This window comes from Marinobacter lipolyticus (assembly GCF_018424605.1).
Lineage (GTDB): Bacteria > Pseudomonadota > Gammaproteobacteria > Pseudomonadales > Oleiphilaceae > Marinobacter > Marinobacter lipolyticus_B.
The window spans coordinates 318,864-344,445 of record NZ_QTKT01000002.1 but is presented as its reverse complement, the minus strand read 5'-3'; the positions used below and the strand labels follow the sequence as shown (position 1 = coordinate 344,445).

At 58.9% G+C, this 25,582-nt stretch carries 18 protein-coding genes and 1 tRNA gene; 2 read left to right on the top strand and 17 right to left on the bottom strand.

From position 1 onward, the window contains the following. Positions 1-144: 144 nt before the first annotated feature. From DYI22_RS04005 to DYI22_RS03945, 13 genes are all read right to left on the bottom strand, one after another. Positions 145-2,745, bottom strand: coding sequence for a TRAP transporter permease (locus tag DYI22_RS04005; protein ID WP_213476744.1), 2,601 nt, complete (start codon positions 2,743-2,745; stop codon positions 145-147). An 83-nt stretch (positions 2,746-2,828) separates the two neighbouring features. Beyond that, positions 2,829-3,812 (bottom strand): TAXI family TRAP transporter solute-binding subunit, encoded by a 984-nt coding sequence (locus DYI22_RS04000; RefSeq protein ID WP_213476743.1) that lies wholly within the window; start codon positions 3,810-3,812, stop codon positions 2,829-2,831. A gap of 184 nt (positions 3,813-3,996) precedes the next feature. Further along, the gene (locus DYI22_RS03995; protein ID WP_213476742.1) at positions 3,997-6,381 is read right to left on the bottom strand and encodes an efflux RND transporter permease subunit; all 2,385 of its coding nucleotides are present in this window, start codon (positions 6,379-6,381) and stop codon (positions 3,997-3,999) included. 46 nt (positions 6,382-6,427) lie between these two features. Continuing rightward, a complete protein-coding gene (locus tag DYI22_RS03990) occupies positions 6,428-7,522 on the bottom strand; it encodes a YCF48-related protein (protein WP_228300772.1) in 1,095 nt (364 codons plus the stop codon). A gap of 203 nt (positions 7,523-7,725) precedes the next feature. After that, positions 7,726-9,114, bottom strand: a complete 1,389-nt coding sequence (locus DYI22_RS03985) for a DUF1329 domain-containing protein (protein ID WP_213476741.1) — start codon at positions 9,112-9,114, stop codon at positions 7,726-7,728. 142 nt (positions 9,115-9,256) lie between these two features. Continuing rightward, positions 9,257-11,896: an aminopeptidase N gene (gene pepN, locus DYI22_RS03980; RefSeq protein WP_213476740.1), complete on the bottom strand. Its 2,640-nt coding sequence runs from the start codon at positions 11,894-11,896 to the stop codon at positions 9,257-9,259. A 73-nt stretch (positions 11,897-11,969) separates the two neighbouring features. Continuing rightward, positions 11,970-12,812, bottom strand: a complete 843-nt coding sequence (locus DYI22_RS03975; protein ID WP_213476739.1) for a DUF2797 domain-containing protein — start codon at positions 12,810-12,812, stop codon at positions 11,970-11,972. Further along, positions 12,809-13,096, bottom strand: a complete 288-nt coding sequence (locus tag DYI22_RS03970; RefSeq protein ID WP_213476738.1) for a YeaC family protein — start codon at positions 13,094-13,096, stop codon at positions 12,809-12,811. Before DYI22_RS03970 ends, DYI22_RS03975 begins: the two co-directional genes overlap by 4 nt. A 173-nt stretch (positions 13,097-13,269) precedes the next feature. Next, positions 13,270-14,133: a rhomboid family intramembrane serine protease gene (locus tag DYI22_RS03965; RefSeq protein ID WP_213476737.1), complete on the bottom strand. Its 864-nt coding sequence runs from the start codon at positions 14,131-14,133 to the stop codon at positions 13,270-13,272. 3 nt (positions 14,134-14,136) lie between these two features. Then, positions 14,137-15,150: a metallophosphoesterase gene (locus DYI22_RS03960; RefSeq protein ID WP_213476736.1), complete on the bottom strand. Its 1,014-nt coding sequence runs from the start codon at positions 15,148-15,150 to the stop codon at positions 14,137-14,139. A gap of 2 nt (positions 15,151-15,152) precedes the next feature. Next, positions 15,153-16,037, bottom strand: coding sequence for an NAD(+) kinase (locus tag DYI22_RS03955; protein WP_213476735.1), 885 nt, complete (start codon positions 16,035-16,037; stop codon positions 15,153-15,155). Positions 16,038-16,157: 120 nt separating this feature from the next. Further along, complete coding sequence (locus DYI22_RS03950) at positions 16,158-17,408, bottom strand: DNA repair protein (protein ID WP_213476734.1); 1,251 nt, start codon at positions 17,406-17,408, stop codon at positions 16,158-16,160. 189 nt (positions 17,409-17,597) lie between these two features. Continuing rightward, positions 17,598-19,667 (bottom strand): FAD-dependent oxidoreductase, encoded by a 2,070-nt coding sequence (locus DYI22_RS03945; RefSeq protein ID WP_213476733.1) that lies wholly within the window; start codon positions 19,665-19,667, stop codon positions 17,598-17,600. 149 nt (positions 19,668-19,816) lie between these two features. On the opposite strand from DYI22_RS03945, the gene DYI22_RS03940 reads away from it, so the two are divergent. Next, positions 19,817-20,890: an AraC family transcriptional regulator gene (locus DYI22_RS03940; protein ID WP_213476732.1), complete on the top strand. Its 1,074-nt coding sequence runs from the start codon at positions 19,817-19,819 to the stop codon at positions 20,888-20,890. A 46-nt stretch (positions 20,891-20,936) separates the two neighbouring features. Here the strand turns inward: DYI22_RS03940 and DYI22_RS03935 are convergent. Together DYI22_RS03935 and DYI22_RS03930 are read right to left on the bottom strand one after the other, a co-directional pair. Next, positions 20,937-21,013 (bottom strand) — tRNA-Asp (locus DYI22_RS03935). Between the two features lie 171 nt (positions 21,014-21,184). Continuing rightward, positions 21,185-22,189 carry an AraC family transcriptional regulator gene (locus DYI22_RS03930; protein ID WP_266099162.1) on the bottom strand — a complete coding sequence of 335 codons (1,005 nt, stop codon included), beginning with the start codon at positions 22,187-22,189 and terminating at the stop codon, positions 21,185-21,187. A 256-nt stretch (positions 22,190-22,445) separates the two neighbouring features. Here DYI22_RS03930 and DYI22_RS03925 point away from each other — a divergent pair, with 256 nt between their 5' ends. After that, complete coding sequence (locus DYI22_RS03925; protein ID WP_213476730.1) at positions 22,446-23,318, top strand: MaoC family dehydratase; 873 nt, start codon at positions 22,446-22,448, stop codon at positions 23,316-23,318. On the opposite strand, the gene DYI22_RS03920 is transcribed toward DYI22_RS03925, so the two are convergent. Together DYI22_RS03920 and fixJ are read right to left on the bottom strand one after the other, a co-directional pair. Beyond that, entirely contained in the window at positions 23,315-24,880 is a 1,566-nt protein-coding gene (locus tag DYI22_RS03920; RefSeq protein WP_213476729.1) for a response regulator, read from the bottom strand. The genes DYI22_RS03925 and DYI22_RS03920 overlap by 4 nt on opposite strands. Before the next feature lie 45 nt (positions 24,881-24,925). Beyond that, positions 24,926-25,552, bottom strand: a complete 627-nt coding sequence (gene fixJ, locus DYI22_RS03915) for a response regulator FixJ (protein WP_213476728.1) — start codon at positions 25,550-25,552, stop codon at positions 24,926-24,928. Positions 25,553-25,582 lie beyond the last annotated feature (30 nt).

Sequence of the window (25,582 nt, the reverse complement as noted above, 5' to 3'; positions counted from 1 at the left end):
TTGAAAAGGTCTCAGCGGTGATCCGTACCAAAGATCACATGTTGGCGGCCTTCCGTGATACAAACCACGGGCCGCATTCGCAGCGGAGTTTACCAGAAAAAAACCCGGCGGGTTAACGCCGGGTTTTCCGATACAGCGCACCTGTCAGGCCGGCGCTGCCGCAGCGTCCTCCCTGGCTTTGCGGCGCAACTGGCCGAACGCCACCAGGCCCAGAAGGATCAGGGCCGGAATGAACATCAGCTCTTTCGGCGGGCGTTCCAGCTCGACCTGAACCGCATCAATGGTCCAGCCGAAACTGATACCGGCATCTTCTGCCGGGCTGCCGAACTCCACGAAGTCGACGGCCATACGATCGCCATCCGGCCGCAACTCGATGCCGGCGCCCATCAGACGCTCCTCGGGCGTATCGCCTGCGGGAATCTCGAGCTTGAGGTAAGTGGTCACCTCACTGCCATCCAGTGACATGCCCGACGCTTTCAGCACGATCCCCTTGTCCGCCGGCACATTCTCCACGTACTCCATGATCTCGGACCCGGGCCGCTCCTCTGTGGCCGGGTAGACCATATCCCACCAGAACCCGGGCCGGAACATGGTGAAGGTGATCAACAACAACAGCAGGGATTCCCATTTATAGCTCTTGGTAAACCAGAAGCCCTGGGTCGCGGCGGAGAACACCAGCATGGCGGTGACCGCGCCAAAGATGGTCACGAGGAGATCGAACCACCCGCTCAGCCCGATCAGCAGCAGCTGGGTGTTGAAGATGAACATAAACGGCAGAATGGCGGTACGGATATCGTAGGTAAAGCCCTGAATACCCGTGCGGATCGGGTCTGCCCCGGATATGGCGGCAGCGGCGTAGGCCGCGAGCCCCACCGGTGGCGTATCGTCGGCCAGAATGCCGAAATAGAACACGAACAGATGCACCGCAATCAGCGGCACCAGCAAGCCGTTCTGGGCGCCCAAGGTCACGATGACCGGCGCCATCAGGGTCGACACCACGATGTAATTGGCGGTGGTTGGCAAGCCCATCCCAAGGATCAGGCTGATGACGGCCGTGAAAATCAGCATCAGCAGCAGGTTGCCGCCGGAGAGGAATTCCACGAACTCGGTCATCACCAGGCCAATGCCGGTCAGCGTCACGGTACCTACGACAATACCGGCAGTAGCGGTGGCCACCCCGATACCCACCATGTTGCGGGCACCGGTTGCCAGCGAATGTGCCAGATCAAAGAAACCGGTTTTAGCGCTTTCCATCAAGGCGCCCTGCTTGCGGAAAAACGCAAGCAGCGGTCGCTGCGTAATCACGATAAAGATCATGAACAGCGTGGCCCAGAATGCGGACAGCTGGGGCGAAAAGCGCTCTACCGTCAGGCACCAGATCAGTACTACCACTGGCAACAGGTAATACAGACCGGTTTTGACCGTCGGTCCCATCTCGGGCAGCTCGCCCATTTCGGCTTCCGGGTCATCCGCCTCCAGTTGTGGGAAGCGGGTGGCATAGGCCACAAGTGCGATGTACGCCAGTAACAGCAAGGGCCCAAGAACCCAAACGGCGGCTTCGCCCATCAGGGTTTTCAGCCAACCGACACCGTAGTAGACCGCTAACGTCAACACACTGAGGCCGATCAGCAGGACGACCCAATTCAGCAGCCGCTGGGCCAACGTCGGTTTATTCGGACGTTCCATGCCCTGCATCTTGAGCTTGCAGGCTTCCAGGTGAACGATGTAGATCAGTGCCACATAGGAAATCAGCGCCGGCAGGATCGCGTGCTTGATAACCTCAAGGTAGGAAATACCAACATATTCGACCATCAGGAAGGCAGCGGCACCCATGATAGGTGGCGTCAGCTGGCCGTTGGTAGAGGCAGCCACTTCGACTGCACCGGCCTTGGTGGCCGGGAAGCCCACACGCTTCATCAGCGGAATAGTGAATGTACCGGTGGTCACCACGTTGGCAATGGATGACCCTGAAATCACCCCACTCAGACCACTGGAAACCACCGCGGCCTTGGCCGGGCCGCCACGCATGTGGCCAAGCCCGGCATAGGCCACCTTGATGAAATAGTTACCCGCTCCAGCCCGCTCAAGCAGCGCGCCGAACAGCACGAACAGGAAAACGAAACTGGTGGACACACCCAGCGCCACACCGAACACCCCCTCAGTGCCGAGCCACTGGTGGGAAGCCAGTTTGCTGAGACTGACGCCCTTGTGGGCAATAACATCCGGCATGTAGGGACCGGCCAGGGAGTAGGTAATAAACACGGCGGCCACGATGGTCAGCGGCAGGCCGAGAGAACGACGGGTGGCTTCCAGCAGAAGCACCAGACCGATCATGGAAACCCAGAGATCCCGGGTGGTAGGTAACCCCGGGCGGCTCGCTAATTCTTCATAAAACACATACAGATAGGATGCGCAAAACGCCGCAACAACGGCCAGAACCCAATCGTAGAAAGGCACATAATTGGTGTGCACCCCCTTGATCATCGGGAAAGCAGAGAAAGCCAGAAATACCGCAAAGCCCAGGTGTATGGAGCGGGCCTCGGTGGAATTGAACAGGCCGAAATCGACAATGTACGGCAGAGGTGATGCGATCCAGAGTTGGAACAGAGACCATACCAGAGGAACAATGAAAAGAACGATGGCGGCATTGCCGCTGGTTGCCCTGCCCCCGGTCTCTGTCTGCAGAATCTGCTCTACGTTTCCGCCATCCACACCAGCCCCGCTAGCCGGGTCGCTCGTCGCCATAAAAGATTCCTGTAACGTGAAAGATTAATCCCGGAGAGACAGCACAGCGGGCACGTGGCCCGCTGTGCTGAGACGCAGACAGATCAGTCGATCAGGCCGGCTTCCTTGAAGTACTTCTCAGCACCCGGGTGCAGGGGTGCGCTGTTGGCATCGGTGACCATCTCTTTCTTGTCGAGGTTGGCGAAGGCCGGATGCAGACGCTTGAAGCTGTCGAAGTTCTCGAAGACCGCTTTCACGACCGCATACACCACATCATCCGGTACGTCGGTGGAGGAAACGAAGGTTGCCGCCACACCGAAGGTGGTGACGTCGTCGTCACTGCCACGGTACATGCCGCCGGGGATGACGGCTTTGCGGTAGTATGGGTTCTCGTCGATCAGCTTCTTGGTGGCGTCGTTATCAACGTTCACCAGAACACTGTCACAGGACGTGGTGGCTTCCTTGATTGCACCGGAGGGGTGTCCAACGGTGTAGAAGAAGGCATCGATATTGCCATCACACAGGGCCTGTGATTGCTCAGCCGCTTTGATTTCAGCCGCCAGGGAGAATTTACTCTCATCCCAACCCATTTCCTTCATCAGCACTTCCGCGGTGGCGCGCTGACCTGAGCCCGGGTTACCGATGGACACGCGCTTGCCTTCCAGATCTTCAAAGGTCTTGATACCGGAACCTTTGCTTGCAACAACCGTGAACGGCTCAGGGTGCAGTGAGAAAACCGCGCGCAGCTTCTCGTCTTTACCAGCGTCTTCGAACTCGCTGGTGCCGTTGTAGGCGTGGTACTGCCAGTCCGACTGGGCGACGGCCAGGTCCAGCTCACCTTCGCGGATGGCGTTCAGGTTGTATACGGAACCGCCGGTGCTCTCAACCGAGCAGCGGATACCGTGCTCCTTACGGTCCATGTTAACCAGACGACAGATCGCACCACCGGCCGGGTAGTAAACGCCGGTTACACCACCGGTACCAATGGTGACAAAGCGCTGCTCCTGAGCGGAAACCGCTGAAGAAGCGGCACCGAGGCTGACAGCGGCGGCCAGGGCGAGAACGGAACCTTTGATTCTTAGTGTCATGGGATCTTCCTTTTTTCTCATCGTTATCATTTGCTGCCCGCGCGTGTACACGGACAAACTTCCGGTTCGTTTTGAAACATAGACCACTTCAGGCCATAAATAAAGCTTGGATTAGCTGGCTAAACGGTTGAGCAGGAAACAAAAAAGCCCGCAAAGCGGGCTTTTTTGTTGGTGCTGGCGGCGCTTATTTCGAAGCGCGCGCCTTGGCAAGCATGCGGTCCGGGCGCAACAGGAAGCGCGCCAGAGCCGGCAGCAGCCAGATGGCCCCGATCATGTTCCACAGGAACATGAAGAACAGCAGGAAGCCCATATCGGCCTGGAACTTGATGGGAGAGAAGATCCAGGTCACTACGCCAAGGCCCAGGGTCACACCGGTAAAGATAACGGCCTTACCAGTAGAGCGCAGGGTCTCGAAATAGGCGTCCTGAAGCGTCTTGCCTTCCAGCAGGAACTTCTCCAGTTTGCTGTAGATATAGATGCCGTAGTCGACACCGATACCCACGCCCAGTGCAATCACCGGCAGCGTTGCCACCTTGATGCCGATACCGGACACCGCCATGATCGCCTCACACAGAATGGAGGTCAGGCCCAGTGGCACAACGATACACAGCACCGCGCGAATGGAGCGGAAGGTCAGGAAGCACAGCAAACTCACCACGCTGTAAACGAAGATCAGCATCATGTTCTTGGCGCTGGAAATAACTTCGTTCGTTGCGGCCTCGACGCCCGCGTTGCCGGCCGCCAGCTTGAAGGTATGCTCCTCATTGCTGTTGGCCTCGGCGAACTCTTCAACACGCTCAACAACCGTCTGCAGCGTTTCGGCCTTATGATCCTCCAGGAACACCAGTACCGGGGTCAGATCGCAGTTGGTGTTGATCAGTCCGGCCGGGGCCTCACGGATAGACGCGTTGATGATGGTCTGGTTGCGGGAGATCTCGTACCACTTCCAGCTGCCCTCGTTAAGCGCCTTGGTCACGATCTTGGACACATCCGCCAGGGACGCGGTTGACTGAACCCCCGGGGTGTTCTGCAGCTCCCACTGCAGGCGGTCCATCGCTCTCAGAACGTTGTACTGGGTACACTGCTCTTCCGGCGTCTGCACCATGACCACGAGCACGTCGGCACTGGTGGAGTAGTTGTCGATGATGTACGCATTATCGAGGTTGTAACGGGAGTCTGCCCGCAGCTCCGGCGCGCCCTGGTCGAGGTCACCGACCTTCAGGCCCTGCTTGTAATACAGCCCCAGGCCAAGACCGATCACCGCAATCAGCAGGGAGATCGGCGCCACACCCGGGTGAGCAAAGTAGGACATGACCCGCCATTTACGATCCTGCTTCTCACCGCGATTCTGCACATTGCGGATACCACCCTTGGTGATCCCGATGTACGACATGATCAGCGGATGCAGTACCAGGTTGGTGACGATAACAATGGCGACGCCCAGGCCAGCAGCAACCGCCAGATCCTTGATGACATCGATTTCGATATACAGCAGCGTGAGGAAACCGAAGGCGTCCGAAATCAGCGCCAGCATGCCCGGAATGTACAGTGCGCGGAAAGCCAGACGGGCAGCGGTAATCGGGTCAAAGCCCTTGGCGGCCTCGGCGGCCATGGCATTGACCACCTGAACACCGTGACTGATACCGATGGCGAACACCAGGAAGGGCACCAGAACCGAGTATGGGTCCAGACCATAGCCCAGCAACTTCAGTGCACCCAGCTGCCAGAATACCGCAACAATCGACGAGAACACGGGCACCAGGGTGCCGGCGATGCAGCGTGAGTACCAGAACAGTAGCAGCGTGGTCAGCAGAATGGTGATACCGGCGAAATAGGCGATCGAACCGATACCTTCGATCAGGTCACCCACCTTCTTGGCGAAACCGACAATGTGAATCTCGATGTTCGGGTTATTCGCGCCGTACTTCTGGCGGATCTTCTCTTCCAGCTGCTGGGAAAAGTTGCCGTAGTCCAGGGGCTCCCCGGTATCCGGATTTTTCTCGTACAGCGGAGCGTAAACAATGGTCGACTGGAAGTTGTCGGAAATCAGCCGGCCGACTTCGTTGGAGCGCAACACGTTCTGGCGCAGGGCCTCAAGGCTCTCCCGGGAACCGTCGTAGCCGTCCGGAATCACGGTGCCGCCCTGGAACCCCTGCTCGGTCACCTCTACCCAGCGAACGTTGGCGGTCCACAGGGATTTCAGGCCGGAACGATCCACCCCACTGAGGTAGAAGACCTCATCGGTGATCTCCTTCAAGGTCTCCATGTACTCTTTGGTGAAGATATCGCCTTCTTTGACTTCCACGGCGATTCGCACAAAGTTACCCAGATTCTCCAGGTCATTCCTGTGCTCGAGCATGTTTACAATGTATGGATGCTCCAGCGGAATCATCCGCTCGAAACTGGCATCCGGCTGAATCTTGATGGCGTTGTAGCCCAGAAACAGCGTCAGGAAAAAGAATGCAATCAGGATGATGGCCCGATTGTTGAAGATCAGACGTTCCAGGAACGGCTCTGCCTTCGGTGTCGTCAGGTAATGTTCGCCCTTGTCGTGCTTCGGGTTCGACATTCAAAAGCCCCTCTATTATCCGTTCTGTTGTTGCCGCATCAGGGCGTTATTGAAGGTTCTTGCCACGGGCATCGGTGCGCTTGACGCCACCTTCGCCGACCAGAAGCAGGTCGGTACCGGAAACCGGGACCACACCCATTACGCCTTCGCGATCATTGCGGAAATACGGCCGGAAGGATTCGCCGCCGTTGGTGCTCAGCAGCACGGCGCCGCCGTTACCCACCAGAGTAATCCGACCGTCATCGGCAACCGTTCCGCTCATCAGCGTTGCACCGCCTTCGTTGGGAATCATATTCCAGGACCGGCCCAGGTCCGTCGACATCATCATGTTGCCACGCAGTCCGAAGGCAATGATTTCGTTGACCTGACCGGTGCCGATAACGCCGAACAGAGAACCGGCGTAGGGGCTCTCACGGCGCTCCCAGCTCTCACCGCCGTCGATGGAAACGTAGATCTGACCCGCCTCGCCCACAATCACCAGCGCACCGCCGGTAATGCGGGTAATGCCGTTGAGGTGGAAGTTCTGCGGGTTGTCGAATTCGACAGACATGTCCTTCCAGCTATCACCGCCGTCCGTGGTGCGCAGCACCATGCCGTAGGCGCCCACTACCAGGCCATGGCTTTCGTTCTCGAACCAGACGTCAAGCAGCGGGTTGACCGGCCCGATTTCCAGATCCGCCTGCATGTTCTCGACGGCAAAGAACAGATCATCCAGCGCCCACTCGAGGTCGCCCTTCTCTTCTTCCGGCGCTTCCTCGATCCGCTCTTCCATTTCGGCAATCTGTTCCTGCTTGCTTTCAATGGCAAGTTCGGCCGCCTGAACACCGGTCAGTTGCAGCTCCCAGCTTTCCCCGGCATCCGAGGAATGCAGAACCACACCGCTATGCCCGACCGCCCAGCCATGCTGATCGGTGCCGAAGTCGATACCGGTCATGGTGACTGACACAGGCACCTCTGCCTGTGTCCAGGTTTGCCCGTCATCCTCGGAATAGATGATGTGTCCACGCTCGCCGGTTGCCACAATCCGGTCACCGGCGCGGGTCACATCGTTCAGCAGTGACTGCGGCGCCAGTTGCGTCGGCCGGGAAGGAGTTTCGATGATATCTGCAAGCGCAAACACCGAAGGGGCGGACAGTGCCATGGATACTCCAAGACAAGCCGCACCCACAGTCTTGCACATCAACCTTGTAGCCATTCAGATTGCCTATATGTTGTTTGGAACTGTGTCTCTGTGGTGCCGGAAAACCGGCCAGTTTCATAAACATACCGGTAACCTCTCGGTTACCGGTATGTTGGTTCGCCACTTCCTCTGGGCGAGGACGTTATCCGTAAAGCAACGGTGCTTTAGCGGACACTCCGACGGCGCAGGGAGGCCGGCGAGAAGTAGCGCTTGTTGGGTACGTCGTTGGTAAAGGTTCTGGTGTTCTGCTCTTCAGTGTCCAGACCCAGTACGTGATAACGGCGCGCCTGCAGGTCGTGATAGACATCAAGCACCGTCCACACGCCCGGCAGTTCATAATAGTTCTTTGGCAGCCCCATGGTAACGCGCCACAGCTCGCCACGGCCGTCGTACTGATCAAGCAGCACCGTGTTCCAGCTGTCGGCATCCACATAGAAGCGGCGCTTACCATAAATATGGCGCTCACCGTCCTTCAGGGTTGCTTCCACCACGTGCACCCGATGCAGCTCCCAACGGGTCAGATCCGGGTTGATATGGGAAATACCGAGAATTTCGGAGTAAGGGGTGCCTTTTTCGCCGATCCGGTAGTTGTTGTACGGGATGTAGATCTCCCGCATACCCTCATAGTTCCAGTTGTAGCGATCCAGCGCCCCGTTGAAGATATCAGTATCGTCGGCGGTACGCAGGTTTTCCGCTGCCGCAATGGGCGAATCGTAACCGAGGTTCGGCGCCCGGCGCACCCGGCGCTGACCGGCGTTGTAGCCCCAGCCGTTACGCGGGTTGATGATCTGGTTGAGGGTTTCGTGGATCAGGATCGCGCCACCGGCGAGACGGGGCGGAGACTGGGTAAACGACAGGTAGTAGAAAATGACGTTATCCAGTTCGCTCTCACCACCTTCCGGGTTGTAGAAGTTGAAGAACGCTTCCTGTTGCGAGGTGACCAGCGAATAGTCACCGTTGGTCTGAACCGCCACTTCACTGGAGCGACGGGTCACACTCACACCACGCCAGCGGGTGAGATGGTTCCAGATCACCTGCCACGCCTTCTCTTCGTTGTTACCGTGCAGGATCGGGAACGGATAGCCGCCGAAGGCCCCGTCAAGGCCCTCGCCCTGGCCAACGATCTCGGCGCTCACCGCGTTTTCGCGGGTATTCTCCGCGACCCAGTCCGGCACCGCGTGGGTACGACGGGTCTTATAAACAGGAATACGGAAGGTGGTGGGATAGGTTTCCATCATCGCCTTCACACCATCGGTGAGGTACTCGCTGTACTGCTCCATGTTGGAGGCGCTGATGGTAAACAGAACTTCATCGTCCGGGAACGGATTGATGTGGTGCTGGCCACTGCCCTCATACCCCGCCGGCGGGGTTGTCAGACCGCCGTCCCAGGCCGGAATGGTTCCCGCGTCATTACCCGCTTTAACGGAGCCGAAAGGGGTCAGATCCTGCCCCAGTCGCGCGGCTTCGCTGGAGGACACCGCCGCCATGGCGGGCGCTGACGCCACAGAAAATGCAAACAAACTGCCCAGAATGAAGTTCTTGTTGTATCTCATTATGAAACCTTAATTCCGTCTGGAGGCCCTTTGGAGGGCTTTTTTATTGTCGTTTCATGGTTTACCGACTAAGCCACAGGTTAGCCGAATGGCCGATATTGTCTATCGACCGAAAGTGCGATTTTGTATCTGAACGTGTCTGTCAGCCCGCCAGGCTCTTGTGAACAACCTCGTAGACGTCCCGCGACAGGCCTTTCTTGTCCCGAATCTGCTCCAGGGCTTTCTTCATCGGGTCGCCGTGGACCGTCGCGAATTTCTTCCAGCGGGTTAACGGCGTAACAAGCCGGGCAGCAATCTGCGGGTTGCTGTCATCCAGGCGGGAAACCTGCTCCGCCAGGAAGCGATAACCGGACCCGTCCGCGGCGTGAAAAGCCGCCAGGTTCTGACCGGCGAACACGCCAATGACCGAGCGAATCTTGTTGGGATTCTTCCAGTCGAAGGCGTCGTGGTCCATCAACGCCCGAATCTGCTCCAGGCTACCGGTGGCAGGGCTTGAAGCCTGCACCGAGAACCATTGCTCGACCACCTGCGGGTCGGAGGAAAACCGCTGATAGAAGCTCTCCAGCGCCTGCTCACGATCGCGCACGAATCCGGAGTTCACCAGCGCGCGCAGCGCTCCGAGCCGGTCGGTCATATTATCCGCCTCGCGGAACTGCGTCACCGCAAGATCACGGCCCTGCTCGTCATTGATATGCAGGAGCCAGGCAAGCGCTGTATTGCGCAGACTGCGGCCGGCAACCTCCGCCGGTGACAGGCCGTAAGAGCCATCCGCGGCATGACGCTGATAACAGCTCAGCAATTCCTCGCGCAGTTCGCCCGCCAGATGGGCGAGCACCCGCTCGCGCGCCTTATGGATAGCCGGTACATCGGGGCTGTCTGCCAGCTCAATCAGATAGGCCTCTGAAGGCAGCTGCATCATTTTGGCCACCAGGGCCTGATCCAGCGACTGATCCGACAACAGCTGACGATAGGCAGACACCAGACGAGGCTCAATACCCACCTCCTCACCGGCACCCACGAGCGACTGAATCACATCGATGGCCAACCGCTGCCCGGCATCCCAGCGGTTAAAGCCATCGGCATCGTGGTTCATCAGGAACAATAACTGCTCACGAGTCCACGGATACACGACTCGCACCGGCGCAGAGAAGTCCCGCAACAGTGAAGGCACCGGGCGCTCCGCAAGTCCGCTGAATTCGAAGGTGTGACTGGCTTCGGTCAATTCCAGCACCCGCTCGGTGGGAGCCCCGTTCTCACCGGCCAATGTCAGCGGCAGATCCTGACCACGGCTGTCGAGCAAGCCGATGGCAAACGGGATATGCTGCGGCTTCTTGTCACGCTGCCCGGGCGTATCCGGGATGCTCTGCTCAATGGTCAGACGGTAGGTACCGGCCTGGTCATCGTAATGGTCACTCACACTGAGCACCGGAGTACCTGCCTGTTCATACCAGAGCCTGAACTGGGAGAGGTCACGGCCGCTGGCGTCTTCCATCGCGGTGACAAAATCATCCGTGGTAACCGCCTGACCGTCGTGCCGTTCGAAATACAGGTCGCAGCCCTGGCGGAACAGATCCGGCCCCAGCAGGGTGTGGATCATTCGCACCACTTCTTCCCCTTTCTCGTAGATCGTCAGGGTGTAGAAGTTGGAAATTTCCATGTAAGAGGCCGGGCGTACCGGATGCGCCATGGGGCCTCCGTCTTCCGCAAACTGCGCGGTCCGCAAGAGGGTGACGTCCTCAATGCGCTTGACCGTGGGCGACCCCATGTCCGAGGAGAACTGGGCGTCCCGGAACACGGTGAACCCTTCCTTCAGGCTCAGCTGGAACCAGTCGCGGCAGGTCACCCGGTTACCGGACCAGTTGTGGAAATACTCGTGGGCGACGATCGCCTCGATACGCTGGAAGGCAAGATCGGTGGCGGTATCCTGGCTCGCCAGCACGCACGAGGAGTTGAAAATGTTCAGCCCCTTGTTCTCCATGGCCCCCATGTTGAAGTCATCCACGGCAACGATCATGAAGATATCCAGATCGTATTCGCGGCCATAGACCTCTTCATCCCAGCGCATCGAACGCTTGAGAGAATCCAGGGCGTAGTCGCATTTTTCAGCGTTGCGCGGCTCGACGTACATGCGCAGGTCAATCTCACGGCCGGACACGGTCGTGAAGCTATCCCGCTTTTCCACAAGATCGCCGGCCACCAGCGCGAACAGGTAACAGGGTTTCGGGAACGGATCCTCCCAGGTTACGAAATGCCGGCCATCAGCCAGGTCGCCGCGCTCGACATCGTTGCCGTTGGACAGCAGGATCGGATAGGCGGCTTTATCTGCCTCCACCCGGGTGCGGAAACGGGCCATAACGTCCGGCCGGTCCGGGAAGAAGGTAATGCAACGGAAGCCCTCCGCCTCGCACTGGGTGCAGAACATGCCGGAGGACTTGTACAACCCCTCGAGGCGGGTGTTGTTCTGCGGCTCAATCCAGGTCACCACCTTCAGCTCAAAGCTGTCGGGCACTTCGGCCACAACCAGCCGATCGCCAAGATCCTGGTATTGCCCACCGCGCAGATCGGCGCCGTCCAGCGACACCGCCTCCAGCTTCAGACTGTCGCCATCCAGTTCCAGGGCACCCTGCCGGTCAGCCGAATCCGGATTGCGCCGCATCGACAACACACTGTGGACGCGCGCACCGTCTTCAAACAACTCGAACCGCAGGTCCACGTGATCGACCAGAAACGCGGGAACACGGTAGTCTTTGAGATAAATGGTCTGTGGCTGGCTGGTGCGCATGAGTTGTCTCCAGAAATTCGTTGTAAGGCGGCACGGATGAACGGTGCTCACCCCCTGTCTGTCAGGGAGGGCCTCAGGGTTTGGGGAAGACCCGGAAGCGGACATCATACCCGGTGTACTTCCGGATATTGATCACCCCGGTATCGAGCATAAGATACTGCCCCTTAATTCCCTCGAGCACGCCCTCCGCCGAGGGCGACTTGTCCAGATTATGGGTTTTGACCTTTTGCGGCCAGACCTGCACCGGGTAACTGAGCCCAAGGCCCTGCTCGTCAACGACCCGAAGGGCATCCGCCCCGTGGGCCGCCCGCAGTTCCGCCAGATCGTCGGCGATCAGCACCAGCAGGCGCTCACGCTCGGCCACCAGATCCATCGCCGGCACATCGCCCTTCAGCATCGCCCGCCAGTTGGTGCGATCCGACACGTGCTGTTTGCAGGCAACTTCGACGAATCCGGCCAGCTGTCGGGTGGACACCCGCATCATCGGAATCGCCTCGACTGCGCCCTGATCAATCCAGCGGGTTGGCACCTGGGAGCCGCGGGTAATACCCACTTTCAGCCCCGACGAATTGGCCAGATAGACCACATGCTCGACCATGCAGTGGGTTTCCCCCCACTCCGGTTCGCGGCAGGTACCCTCATGGTAATGGCATTTCTCCGGGCTCATGATGCAACTGTCACACGCCGCCAGTTTTCGGAAGCACGGATAGCAGTAGCCCTGACTGAAACTTTTCTTGGTCGTCCGGTCGCAGTGAATACAGCGGATAACCCCGTCGTAATCAATCTGTATCGGATGACCGATCATATCATTGAGCGGTATGCGGGTATCACCGACGCGAATCACATATTCAACCGGCGTGCCGGCTTCCGCTGGCATCTTGCGCAGCCGGCCACTGACATCAACCAGTGAGCTCAAGACTTGACCTCGACAAACTGGGAGGGGTCGACGTTCTGCCCGGCGGACTGCTTAACCGACGGGTCGCAGGCGGTGCCGGCCTTACTGCCGCGATCCAGGTAGCCTACCCGTTCTGTTTCGGGAATGTTGTGCCGATTCTCGTAATAAATCACCGCCTCCAGGCAGATCTCCCGCTGCTCTGGCGACAGGCGGCGGCCGTCGGGCCATTTTCCCAGCTCAATGGACCGCCGCAGGTTGGCATACACCGTGGGATCCAACCGCTCGATCAGCTCTTCGTACGTCATCGTGGTCTCCTGCGCATAGTCGCGAAAAATCACCTGCAAAGGGTTGACAGATAAAAATGATAACGATTATCATTCACTCACCAAATGACGAAGGTCGTATTCATTTGGTCTCTCTCATCAGGAGCTATAAGCTCTTTTAATGCCCCGCCGTTTGGCGGGGTTTTTTTTTGCCGCTACGATCGCTCCACCCGGCGGGCCGGGAGCGCCACCGCCAGCGCCAGCCCGGCGATAAAACCGCCCAGGTGCGCCTCATTGGCCATCCGGCCGAGCCCGAGCATCTCCGGCAGCGGGGTAAAGCCGATCACCATCCAGACCACCGCGAACGTCACCAGCGCCGGCGGAAACTGAAATCTCGGCACTCGCCGCTGGCTCAGCCAGCAATAGCCGAGGATACCGTACACTACTCCCGACAGACCGCCGAACAAGGGCCCGGAGACAAAATACTGCAAGCCATTGGACACCAGACTGGTAAACAGAAACAGCCCGACCAGTCGCGGCTTGCCGTCAAACCATTCGACCTGGCTACCCAGAAACCAGAGCATGACCGAGTTAAAAATGATATGGGTCCAGCTGAAATGCAGGAAATCCGGTGTGATCAGACGCCAGACCTGGCCAGCCGCCAGCGTGTCACGCAGGGCTTCCACTCTGGCTGACAGGGTATTCCAGGTAAAGTTCTGTGGGTCCACCATCATCATCACAGTGGAGGCCTGATTCGTGCCCATACCGGTCACCCAGGCCACCAGCGCCGCCAGCAGGATGATGGCGAGCACCAAGGGCGCGTGGCGGGGCGAGGGTTGCCAGCGCCCGCCCACGAACACCGGTGACCGGCTGGTGGTATTCACCGCTTGCTGCACGTCAGGCTCGGTAAGGAAGCGCTCCAGCGCCTCCAGCACAGGCCCGGCGTGATCGGGATTTTCCAGCCACAACACCTGGAACCCACCTTCTTCGGTAATCCGGTGCCCCACATTCTGTTCCCGCAGCCAGCGGCTGAAGCCCGCCAGATCCACGCTGACGTCAAGCTGTTTGACTCGATACACCGGCTACCTCGCCACGCTGTCTTCGCTGGTTGGATAATCCGGCTGCTCCGGACGCTCCACATCCACCCACACAAATTTGTCTTTGGACAAGGTACGCTCGCCATCCATGCGATAGGCCACCAGCCTGCCATATTTAACGGCACTGTAATCAATACAGGCGACGTTGGGCTTGAGCGGCGCCGGGCTGCTGTCCATCCAGTAATGGCCCACGAAAACCGGCGGTTCACTCAAGGGGTAGGTAATCAGCTGCCGACGCTCGGCGTCGGTCAATTCCCGGCACGCCACCTCTGGCGGCAACGGGTCCGGCTGAAACACCACATCGGCATAGGTCTGCGGATTGTCGGCCCAGAACTTGGTACGGAAAAACTCACGTACATAGCCGTCCTTGCCGGTGATCTTCACCCCTTCCGGCAGGCGCAGGTCGGTGCCCCGCAACAGCGTGTCCATGACCTGACCGGCGAATGACTCAATAGCCGAGGATGCATGCAGGAAGTCTTCATCAATGCAGGCGCCGCCCTGGGACTGTCTGAATTTTTCGATCAGATCACCGTCCCAGCACGCGTGTACCACCCGGAATCCGTCGTCTTCAATAAACAGAGGAATGGTGTAAAACCATTCGAGGAAGTCATTCCACTCGTGGGGATAGCGTTCGAATTGCTCCAGGGTTTCGCGGATCAGCCGGTCGTGGCGGGCGTTGTGCTCCCGCAGCCACTTCCTGCCACTGCCGGGGCGGGCCCGGGTGCAGTAACCCAGAGCGTTGTACTCATGGTTGCCCATGACAATGCGCGCTGCGCCATGCTCAACCATGTCGCGCACCAGGTGCAGGGCCTCACGGATTCGCGGGCCGCGATCGATGATATCGCCAATGAAAATAGCCTGGCGGCTGGGGTGCTGGTAAACACCGTTAATCTTTCGATACCCCATCTGATCCAGCAAGCGGGTCAGTGTGTGGGCGCACCCATGGATATCACCAATAATGTCATAACCGCGACTTGCGGTGCTTACGTGTCCTGACATGCTCAACTCGCTGCGATCTCACTGGCCCAGCCCAGCTTATCGCGGCATGTGGCGTAAAAATTGTGATCCACCGGGTGAATAAGGCGAATCTTGAACGGCTTCTTGGTGATGCGAATGATGTCACCGGGGGCGCAGGCAATGTTCATCTGCCCGTCAAAACTGATCTGGGGATAGGTTTCGTTGGTTTCGCCAATCACCAGTTTGATTTCACTCTTGCCATCCACAACAATCGGCCGGCTACTGAGGGTGTGGGGAAACATTGGCACCAACACAACGGCGTCCAGCTTGGGGTGCATGATCGGCCCGCCCGCCGACAACGAGTAGGCGGTGGAGCCAGTGGGTGTGGACACGATCAGACCATCCGAGCGCTGACTGTATACAAAATGACCATCAATAAACAGGTCAAAGCCGATCATTCGGGTGGATTTACCGGGGTGCAGCACCACGTCGTTGAGGGCCGTGCCAAAGCCCAGGGGCTGACCATTACGTTCGACATTGCCATCGAGCAGGAAACGGGTCTCCTCGATATACTCACCCTGCAGCACCTTGCCCAGACGCTCTTCCAGATCAGACGGGGAAATGTCCGTCAGAAAACCCAGCCGGCCACGGTTAACACCCAACAGCGGAATCTTGGATTTGGCCAGTTCCCGCGCCGCCCCCAGCAAGCTGCCGTCGCCCCCCACTACGATCACCAGGTCACAGATCTCGCCCAGCAACTTCTTGCTGGCCACCTGCAAACCGTGACCAGGGAGCATGCTGGCCGTGTCTTCCTCGATGATCACATGGTAGTGATGATTGACCAGATACTGCTTGAGCTGGCGCAGGGATTCGACCACCTTGACGCTGCCCATACGGCCAATAACGCCGATATTCCTGAATTGGTCCATGTAACTTCCTGTGGTGTCGGGAATGGAGCCGGGCCGGCAGGGCGGCGGCGACCTTCCCGCACAGTTTAACGAAAGTTACCCGGAATCTGAAAAAAGAAGCCGTTGAGGATCAGGAACAACTCACGCGGTAGCCGGTTCCCGATGTTTTTCACACCGGTCATCGGTGCCCGCCTGGAAATCCCCCGGCTGACTGACCCGCATGACGGGTTCGCCGCAAGGGTCGCCATTGCCGTCCTGATGGAGGCAAACAGGATTCTCGTAATGCTCAAGCCACTCCAGATAGGCCGGCTCATTCAGGCCGCAACGCTCCGCTGCGTAGGCCACCGGGTTGCGAAAGTAGTCTTCGATATCATCGTAGGGCAAGGTCAGGTGTCCCACCCCGGCGTGGTAGGCCACCAGAAACACCGATTGCTGCTTGAGATGCTCCATCACGGAATTTTCCACCGGCTCCTGGTGGCGCAGATCGTAATTCTCCTGCTCCAGGGCGACGATCTTGTCATCCCGCAACTCCAACTCCCGCTGCTTGCGTTCCAGCTGCTCGCGAACCAGCACCATTTCCGCATCGGAATGGGCATCCTGGCGGACGTCCTGCTCGCCGTTGCGGGCAATCTGCTCCTGCATGGTGAGGTACTGCTCGTTCCGCTCGGCCAGCCGACTCTTCAGCTGCTCGTTACTCAGGCGCTGACGCTCGAACTTCTGTTCGAGCGCCGACAACTCGTTGCGAAGGGTCTGCATCTCCAGCCGGTGTTCTCGCTGGATATCGGACAGGGAATCGCGATGAACACTCTGCAGGGTTTTGATACGAAGCCGCTGCTCGCGTATGAGCTGAGCCAGCCGGACGCGGTCCGCGGACGCCGCCGCATTCTCGGTCTGAACCGGCTCGGCCGCCAGTGTGGGAATGTTTTCGTCCTGCGCGGGCTCGATCTTGCGAAACTTGAGGCTGTTGCCGTCGACGGCCTTGCGGATCGATTGAAAGGTATTGCTTCCGGGGGTCATATCCGGGTCCCAGAGCTCTTGCGCAATGGCAGGGTCCGGACATTGGCTGCGACACACCAGGCGAATAGGGCCGGCCCCCATGTCCGGCCCCTTGGCTCCCTGCCGGGCAAGCTTTTCAATGGGAATGTTCCAGTGGCTGTCGGCCCGCCCTTCCTCATCAAAATAAATGCGGAAGAACACCAGCGCCCGCACCAGAAGATCATCGCCCAGCTCTACCAGCGCGGCGCGGACGTCGGTCTCGGCAAGGTCGGAGAGGCCTACGTAACCGTCCAGAAAGGCGCCAAACTCGGTCGCACGCATCTGCCGCGATACATTGCCGCCATCCATGAAGAACACCGCCGCATAACCATCACTTGCCTGGTCGGCAGACACCATTGTTGACTCCCCGCTTGTTCAAACCTGACATCAACACCTCAAACACCCCTGGGTATTCCATTGAATGTTGAGCGACGCCTTGCCCCGACTGACTTCTAGCCGGGGCAAGGCGCCGTTCTGACTGACTCATCCATCATAGTCTAGCCAGACTGGCGGCGGGGAACAGCGAAAAACTGAAACGTTTTGTGATTAGATCTCTGCAGCGAGACGGCAACCCTGGTCGATGGCACGCTTGGCATCCAGTTCGGCCGCCACGTCGGCACCGCCGATCAGATGCACCGCAAGCCCGGCCGACTCCAGCCCCTGCTGCAGTTCCCGTAACGGCTCCTGGCCAGCACAAAGAATGATGGTATCCACCGGCAGCAGCTTGTCTTCACCCTGCTCCGCCCCCTTCGGCGTCACCGTGATGTGCAGGCCCTGATCGTCGATCTTGCGATAGGTGACGCCCGGAACCATCTGTACCTGTCGGTTCTTCAGCGAGGTACGGTGAATCCAGCCCGTGGTCTTACCCAGGTTCTTGCCCACCTTCGAGGCCTTGCGCTGCAGCAGATACACTTCACGGGCAGGCTCCGGCACTTCCGGCGTCACACCCTGAATGCCGCCACGGTGTTCAACGCTGAGATCAACGCCCCACTCCCTCATGAAATGCTCGGCGTCCAGCGCGGCGGACGTGCCCTTATGCACGATGAATTCGGACACGTCGAAGCCGATGCCGCCGGCCCCGATCACCGCCACACGCTGACCCACCGGCTTGCGCTCGAGCAGCGCGTCGAGATACCCGATCACCTTGGGATGATCCACGCCCCCGATGTCCGGAATGCGCGGCTCCACGCCGGTCGCCAGCACAACCTCGTCAAAGCCGCCACTCTTCAGTGCCTCGACATCCACCCGGGTGTTAAGACGAACATCCACGCCGTGCTTGTCGAGCATTACCCGGAAATAGCGCAGGGTTTCGTAGAATTCTTCCTTGCCCGGGATCCGTTTGGCAACGTTGAACTGGCCACCGATTTCAGACCCGGCGTCAAACACCGTCACCTTGTGACCGCGCTCGGCGGCGACGGTCGCAAAGGCCAGGCCCGCCGGACCGGCACCCACCACCGCAATGGCCTTGGGCGAGGCGGTTTTAACGTAGGTCAGCTCGGTTTCGTGACAGGCACGAGGGTTCACCAGGCAGGACGTCAACTTGCCGCTGAAGGTGTGATCCAGGCAGGCCTGATTGCAGCCAATGCAGGTGTTGATTTCATCAGCGCGGTCTTCCGCGGCCTTGTTGACCAGGTCAGCATCGGCGAGGAACGGGCGCGCCATGGACACCATGTCGGCATCGCCATCCGCCAGAATTTTTTCAGCCACATCCGGCATGTTGATGCGGTTGGTGGTAACCAGAGGAATCGACACCTCGCCCTTGAGCCGCGCCGTCACCTTGCTGAAGGCGCCGCGAGGCACGGAGGTGGCAATGGTGGGCACCCGGGCCTCGTGCCAGCCGATACCGGTATTGATAATGGTGGCGCCGGCTTTCTCGATTTCTTTGGCCAGGTGCACGACCTCGTCCCAGGTGCTGCCATCCTCGATGAGATCCAGCATGGACAAGCGGTAGACCAGAATAAAGTTTTCACCGACCCGCTCACGGACGCGACGCACAATCTCGAGGGGCAGCCGGATGCGGTTTTCGTAACTGCCGCCCCAACGGTCGGTGCGATGGTTGGTGTGGGAAACAATGAACTGGTTAATGAAATAACCTTCGGAGCCCATGATTTCCACGCCGTCATAGCCGGCCCGCTGGGCCAGCGCTGCACAATCGACATAGGCCTGAATCTGCTTCTCGATACCCGCCTCATCCAGCTCGTTCGGTTTGAACGGGTTGATCGGTGCCTGGATCGCGGACGGCGCCACCAGGGCCGGCGAATAAGCGTAGCGACCGGCGTGCAGGATCTGCATGCAGATCTTGCCATCGGCCTCGTGCACCGCCTGAGTGATCACCTTATGACGATCGGACTCCTCCTCGGTGGTCATTTTCGCCGCATGCTGAAAAACGCCGCCTTCTTCGTTAGGCGCGATACCACCGGTCACAATCAGTCCGGCGCCGCCACGGGCGCGCTCGGCGTAGAACGCCGCCAGCCGGTCAAAACCATTCTTGGCCTCTTCCAGACCGGTGTGCATGGAACCCATCAGGGTCCGGTTGCGCAGGCGGGTGAAGCCAAGATCAAGGGGCTCCAGAAGATTGGGGTACTTGCTTACGCCGGGTGTCGGTGCTGCGGTCATTGTCTCTCTCCTCAGGGAACTCACGGGCCGGTCATTTAATGAACACCGGTCTTTTTGATGGCTCTAAAGTACCCATGCTGCTTGCATTGAACAATATCCGTGAACTACATTTTATTATCCCTGAACAACATGTAAGACAAAGGCATTTGATGGAAGCTTCAGTCGAACCGCGCCCGGGCAGGCAGCGCAACTCCCTTGGCGATATCAGCGTGCTCTACATAACCGTGCTGATGAGGGCAGTGAGCGCGGCAGGTCATGATCCCTCACCCTTGATGGAGCGATTCGGACTGACCCGGGAAACCCTGACATCGCCGGATGCGCGCATCAGCATCCCCCGGTTCATGCGGCTGGGGCATGCCGCCATTGAGCTTACCGGCGACCGGGCTATTGGTCTGCGCATGGGCGAACTGACACGCCCCGTCGATGCCGGCATCGCCGGGTTGGCCGCCCAATGTGCGCCGACAACGGCCGAAGCGCTAGCCACCCTGATCCGTTACAGCCTGCTGACCAGTCGCAACAGCCGGGGAGCGGCCAGCACTTCGGAGCAGGGCCGACAGGCGCACTTCTATTCCATTCGTCCCTACAACGTCTTCAATTATTTCGTGGTGGACTCGGTGCTCGCCGCCTGGACCAGCTTCCTGCGCTTGATCAGCGGTCGCCACGATGTGCTTGAGAAAGTCAGCATTGAATACCCCTCCATCGGCCTGGACCACGTGTTCGAGGACTGGTTTGGCTGCCCGGTGCAGTTCGGCGCCCGCGGCAATGGCCTCACGCTGGCAGCGGGCGCAGGGGCCTTGCCATCGCTTCAGGCGCAGAACGCCATGTACGCGGCCCTGACCCGACAGTGTGAAGAGTCGCTGCAGAGAATTCGACAGGGATGGACCACGGGCGATCGGGTCAGGGATCTGCTAACGCCGTTGCTGCAGGGGGCGACACCGACACTGGAAACCGTTGCAACCCGCCTGGGCACGGCGCCCTGGACCCTGCAACGTCAACTGGCGGAGGAAAACACGGGGTTTCGCGAGCTGGTGGATCAAACACGACAAGACCTGGCAGCGGACTACATTCGCGAAACCAGAACCTCACTGGCGGAGATTGCCTGGCTGCTGGGCTTCGCCAATCCGGCGGCTTTTCACAAGGCATACCGACGATGGTTCGCAATCAGTCCGGGAGAGCACAGGAAGCAGTTTTACGAAGAACAGGCACGCAAAGGCATCCGCTGACGCAGACTAAATACAGATTAAGCGGGAAATAAAACAGGGGAAAAAATGGCGGAGCGGACGGGACTCGAACCCGCGACCCCCGGCGTGACAGGCCGGTATTCTAACCAGCTGAACTACCGCTCCGCGTAGGCCGCCACCTTCAGGAACTGGAACTGCTTTCTCGTTTAAGATCAGGCTGTTCCATCCACCACAGTCAGGGGCCTGACTGCTTGGTGACAACGAGGGCGCATTATAAAGAGGCCCCCGTTTATGTCAACGCTTTTCCGCAAAAAATCTTCGCAATGACCAACCACCTCACATGGCATCGACCATCGCGTCCTTGCCCTGTGCGGTTTTGCGGTACTCGATGGGCGTCATTCCCGACCAGCGTTTGAACGCGCGATAGAAGGTGCTGGGTTCCGAGAAACCGGTCAGGTAGACAATTTCATCGATGGATTCGTCCGTGGTGGCCAGCAGCTGCCGGGCCAGTCGATAGCGGAAGTCCGCCAGCACCTGGTTGAAGCTGGTTTCCGCTTCGGTCAGGCGGGTGCGCAAAGTACGGGGCTTGATTCCCAGTCTCTCGGCAACCGCGTCCAGGGTGACCTCGCCACTGTCGAGCAGCTCCGCGACAATGCGCTCCACCTGGCCCACGATGTCCTTTTTCTCAAGCCGGGCAACCTGCTCACTGGCGAAACGCTCGTGCAGGTCGAGCAGCTCCGGCTCGGCGTGGGGTGACGCGTGGGCAAGCATACTGGCGGGGAAATACAGACGGTTCTGTTCGGCGCCGAAAATCACCTTGCAGCCCATCACCTCTTCCACACGTTCGTGACCATGCTCCCGGTTGTGCTCGAACTCGATGCGGGAAGGACCAAACTGCCCGTCGGTGATGGACTTGAAGAAAATGATCAGACCCTGAACAAAGCACTCGTTGAAATGTCTGAGGCGGCTGATCTCTTCCGAGGCGGCGTCGAGCACCATGCAGGCGTCATCGCCCTCAATGAAGAAATCGGTGTTGGCGGCGTCGCTGAGCAGGCGTTGATAATTCTGCGCGCGGCGGAGGCCTTCGCCGAAGGTGGGACTGCTAAGAAACAGGTATTCCAGGACCTGGCCCTTGTAGGCGGGGAGCAACTGACCAAGATGCAAGCCAACATCAGGATCACCGGACACATCTTCAACCGCTTGCCAGAAATACAGCTGGGCGCTGTGGGGGGTTCTCAGCTGGTCGGTGTATACGTAATTTTCGTCAACGCCGAGACGGCTGAATATTGCATTGGTGTCGATACCCTTCTTCTTCATCGCCTCATAAATCAGACGTAACATTACTCCTGCGTCACGAAGTTCCTGCATAACATCCCGCTTATAGTTGTGTTTGGAAACCGCCTTGGCCGTTCGGACATTCGCCGCTGCGAACCAAGTCAATGTTGAACCTGGCCGGGTTTGCCAGACTTTCAGACAATGGTCTTATATTAGAGCATATCAGGCCACAAGCGCACAGTTGTACCAGATTGTGTAAGCGACCCGTCTTTTGGTGACCAAAGTACCTATAACTGTTTCAATGTGTTGGAGTTTCAAAATCATGCCGGAGCCTTCCCTGTACCACAACACCCCACCTTCCCTCTGGTCACTGTACGGTAAAGCGCTGTTCGCACGGGGACGGAAAACCGGGACCGGGATTGTCATTCCCGATCTCGGGGCGCGCCTGGTGGGCGTCAGTACGGCCAACGATAACCTGAAACGTTATCAAAAGGTATGCGGCTTTGCCCCTCAAACCAGCGTCCCCATCACCTGGCCCCATATTCTGGCATTCCCTCTGCACCTCAAACTGCTGACCGAGAAGGCGTTTCCCCTGCCCTTGCTTGGGTTGGTACACCTTCGCAACACCATCACCCAGCACCGCCCCATCGGGGTTGGTGAGACCGTCGATATCGAGGTACGCCTGCAGGGTCAGAACGAGGGCCCGAAAGGACTGGAGTTTGATCTGGTGACCGAGGCCCGCTCCGCCGGCACGCTGGTGTGGGAAGAAACCAGCACCAATCTCTTTCGTCAGGCCCGCCCGGATGCCTCCGCCGCTTCCGCCGAGCGACCGCAACTGCAGCGTTTTCCCAACACACAGAGCATCCACGCGCCGGAGTCGATCGGCCGGCAGTATGCGAGCGTTTCCGGAGATCGCAATCCGATTCACATGCACGCCCTGAGCGCCAAGGCGTTCGGTTTTCCAAGGGCCATTGCCCACGGCATGTGGAGTAAAGCCCAAGCCTTGGCTCAGCTTGAGCAACAGGCGGGCTGGAGCGGACAGAACGTCACTGTCTCATGCCAGTTCAAAAAACCGCTGTTTTTACCGGGCACGGCACAACTGAACTGGCAGACAGGATCAGGAAGGTGGGATTATCAATTGCTCAACGCGAAAGGCGATGCACCTCACCTGACCGGCGAGGTGACCTGGGGCTAACCGGCTTCGCAGGCGTTGTCAGGGGCGCCGGCAACCGGCAGGGTGAAGTAGAAGCAGGCGCCGCCATCCTCGGGGCGCTCAAAGCCGATATCACCGCCCTGGGCCTGAATCAGCGAACGGCACATGGATAACCCGATACCCATGCCATCGTCCTTGGTGGTGTAAAACGGCAGGAACAGCTTTTCTTCCGCGTCCTCGGGCAAACCGGTGCCGTGATCGCGCACCTCGATCCGCACACAGCCGGACCCGCACATCGCCGCAGCAACCTTTACAGGCGTGGACGACCCGGCGCTGCGCGTTGCCTCCAGCGCATTGCGAATCAGATTGAGCGCCACCTGCTGAACCTGGATCGGATCGGCCAGAACCTCCTGCACGCCGTCTTCAACCGTCAGATCGATACCGCCTTCATTATTTCGCATGTCCACTTCCGCAAACTGACGGGTATCATCCAGCAGCGCCGGGACCGACAACACTTCCTTACCGGTCGCGGGCTTCTTCATAAAACGACGGATCCGGCGGATGATCTCGCTGGCGCGATGAGACTGGGCTTCAATCTTGTCGAGGGTTTCCTGCAACAGGTCCCGGTCCAGCGTGTCTTTTGCCATCATGCGCTTGGCAACCCGGGCGTAATTGGTAATCGCCGTCAGTGGCTGGTTCACCTCGTGCGCAAAGCCCGCGGCCATTTCCCCCATCGTCGACAGGCGCGAAGCATGGGCGAGCTGGTCCCGCTGCTCCTGGACAAGCGCCCGTGCGTCTTCCAGCTCCTGCTCACCTTCCAGCTCCACGGTAATATCCCGGAACACCACGACAGCGCCATGGAGGGTTTCACCATCAAGCTTTGGCGTTGACCGATACTCCGCCGGAAACGAACTGCCGTCGACCCGTTGCAGGGCTATATCGCGCTGGTTTTCGGCAACGCCCTGCTGGCAGGTGGCCTGTACGGGCTTATACGCGGAGGTGCCTTGCTGGGCGGGCACATGCAGCTCAAAGAAGTTGCGACCGATCAGTTCTTCCGCCGGGCTACGCATGATCAGCGCCGCCGCCGGGTTGGCAAACACGATGGTGCCGTCGGCGTCCAGGCCGTAAATACCCTCGCTGATGGAATTCAGGATGCGGGCCTGATCGTTTTCCAACTGGCGGTTGCGGGCCTGGAGTTCGCGCTCAAGACGGATGACACGGGCGTGAGTCTTTACCCGCGCAATCACTTCCTGCGCCTGGAACGGCTTGGAGATATAGTCGGCACCGCCAAGGGAGAACCCCTTGACCTTTGCCTGCACGTCGTCGAGCGCAGACAGGAACACCACGGCGCTGTCGGAGGTTACGGGATCTGCCTTGAGCCGCTGACAGACCTGGTAACCGTCCAGTTCCGGCATCATGATATCCAGCAGAATGACCTCTGGTTGATGGCGGTGCGCCAGATCCAGGGCCTTCTCGCCGTCGTTGGCGATCAGCAGGCGGTAACCTTTGTCCTTCAGGGTTTCATAGAGCACTTTCAGGTTCTGGGGATTGTCGTCCACCAGCAGAACCGTGGTCTCATCGGACTCACTGACAACTGCAGTCATATAAACAGGGCCGGTTAAGAAGTTACCGGTATCATGCCGGCCGAATCATCGGGCGTCGATAAGGTCCTTTACGGACAGGACCATACGAACCAGGTGCGCCAGCGAGTGGGTTCCCATTTTATGCATGACCCGGGACCGGTGAATCTCCACCGTGCGCTGACTGATCTCCAGTTCGATGGCAATCACCTTGTTGGCCTGACCGGCAATCATCCGATCCATGATTTCATGCTCACGGGGGGTAAGGCTGCGGATGCGCTTGATGATTTCCTGCTTCTCGTCGAGCGACTTGCGCTGCTCACGGTCCTGGGCCAGGGCCGCTTCAATTTTTTCCAGCAACGCTTCTTCGCGATAAGGCTTCTGGATGAAGTCCACCGCGCCTTCCTTCATGGCGTCTACCGCCATGGGAACGTCGCCGTGGCCGGTCACAAAGATGATCGGCAGGATGGAGTGCTTTTCGTTCAGCTTCTTCTGCAGTTCCATGCCGTCCATGCCCGGCATGCGGATATCCAGCACGATACAGCCGGCCATGTTCTCGGAGTAGTCCCGCAGAAAGGCCATGGCGTTTTCATAGGTCTTTACCGATTTATCATCGGACTTCAGCAGCAGTTCCAGTGAATCCCGTACCGCCTCATCATCCTCTACCACGTAAACGGTTTGCTGGATATCAGTCATGTGATCTAACTCTCCTGTCCTTTATTATCG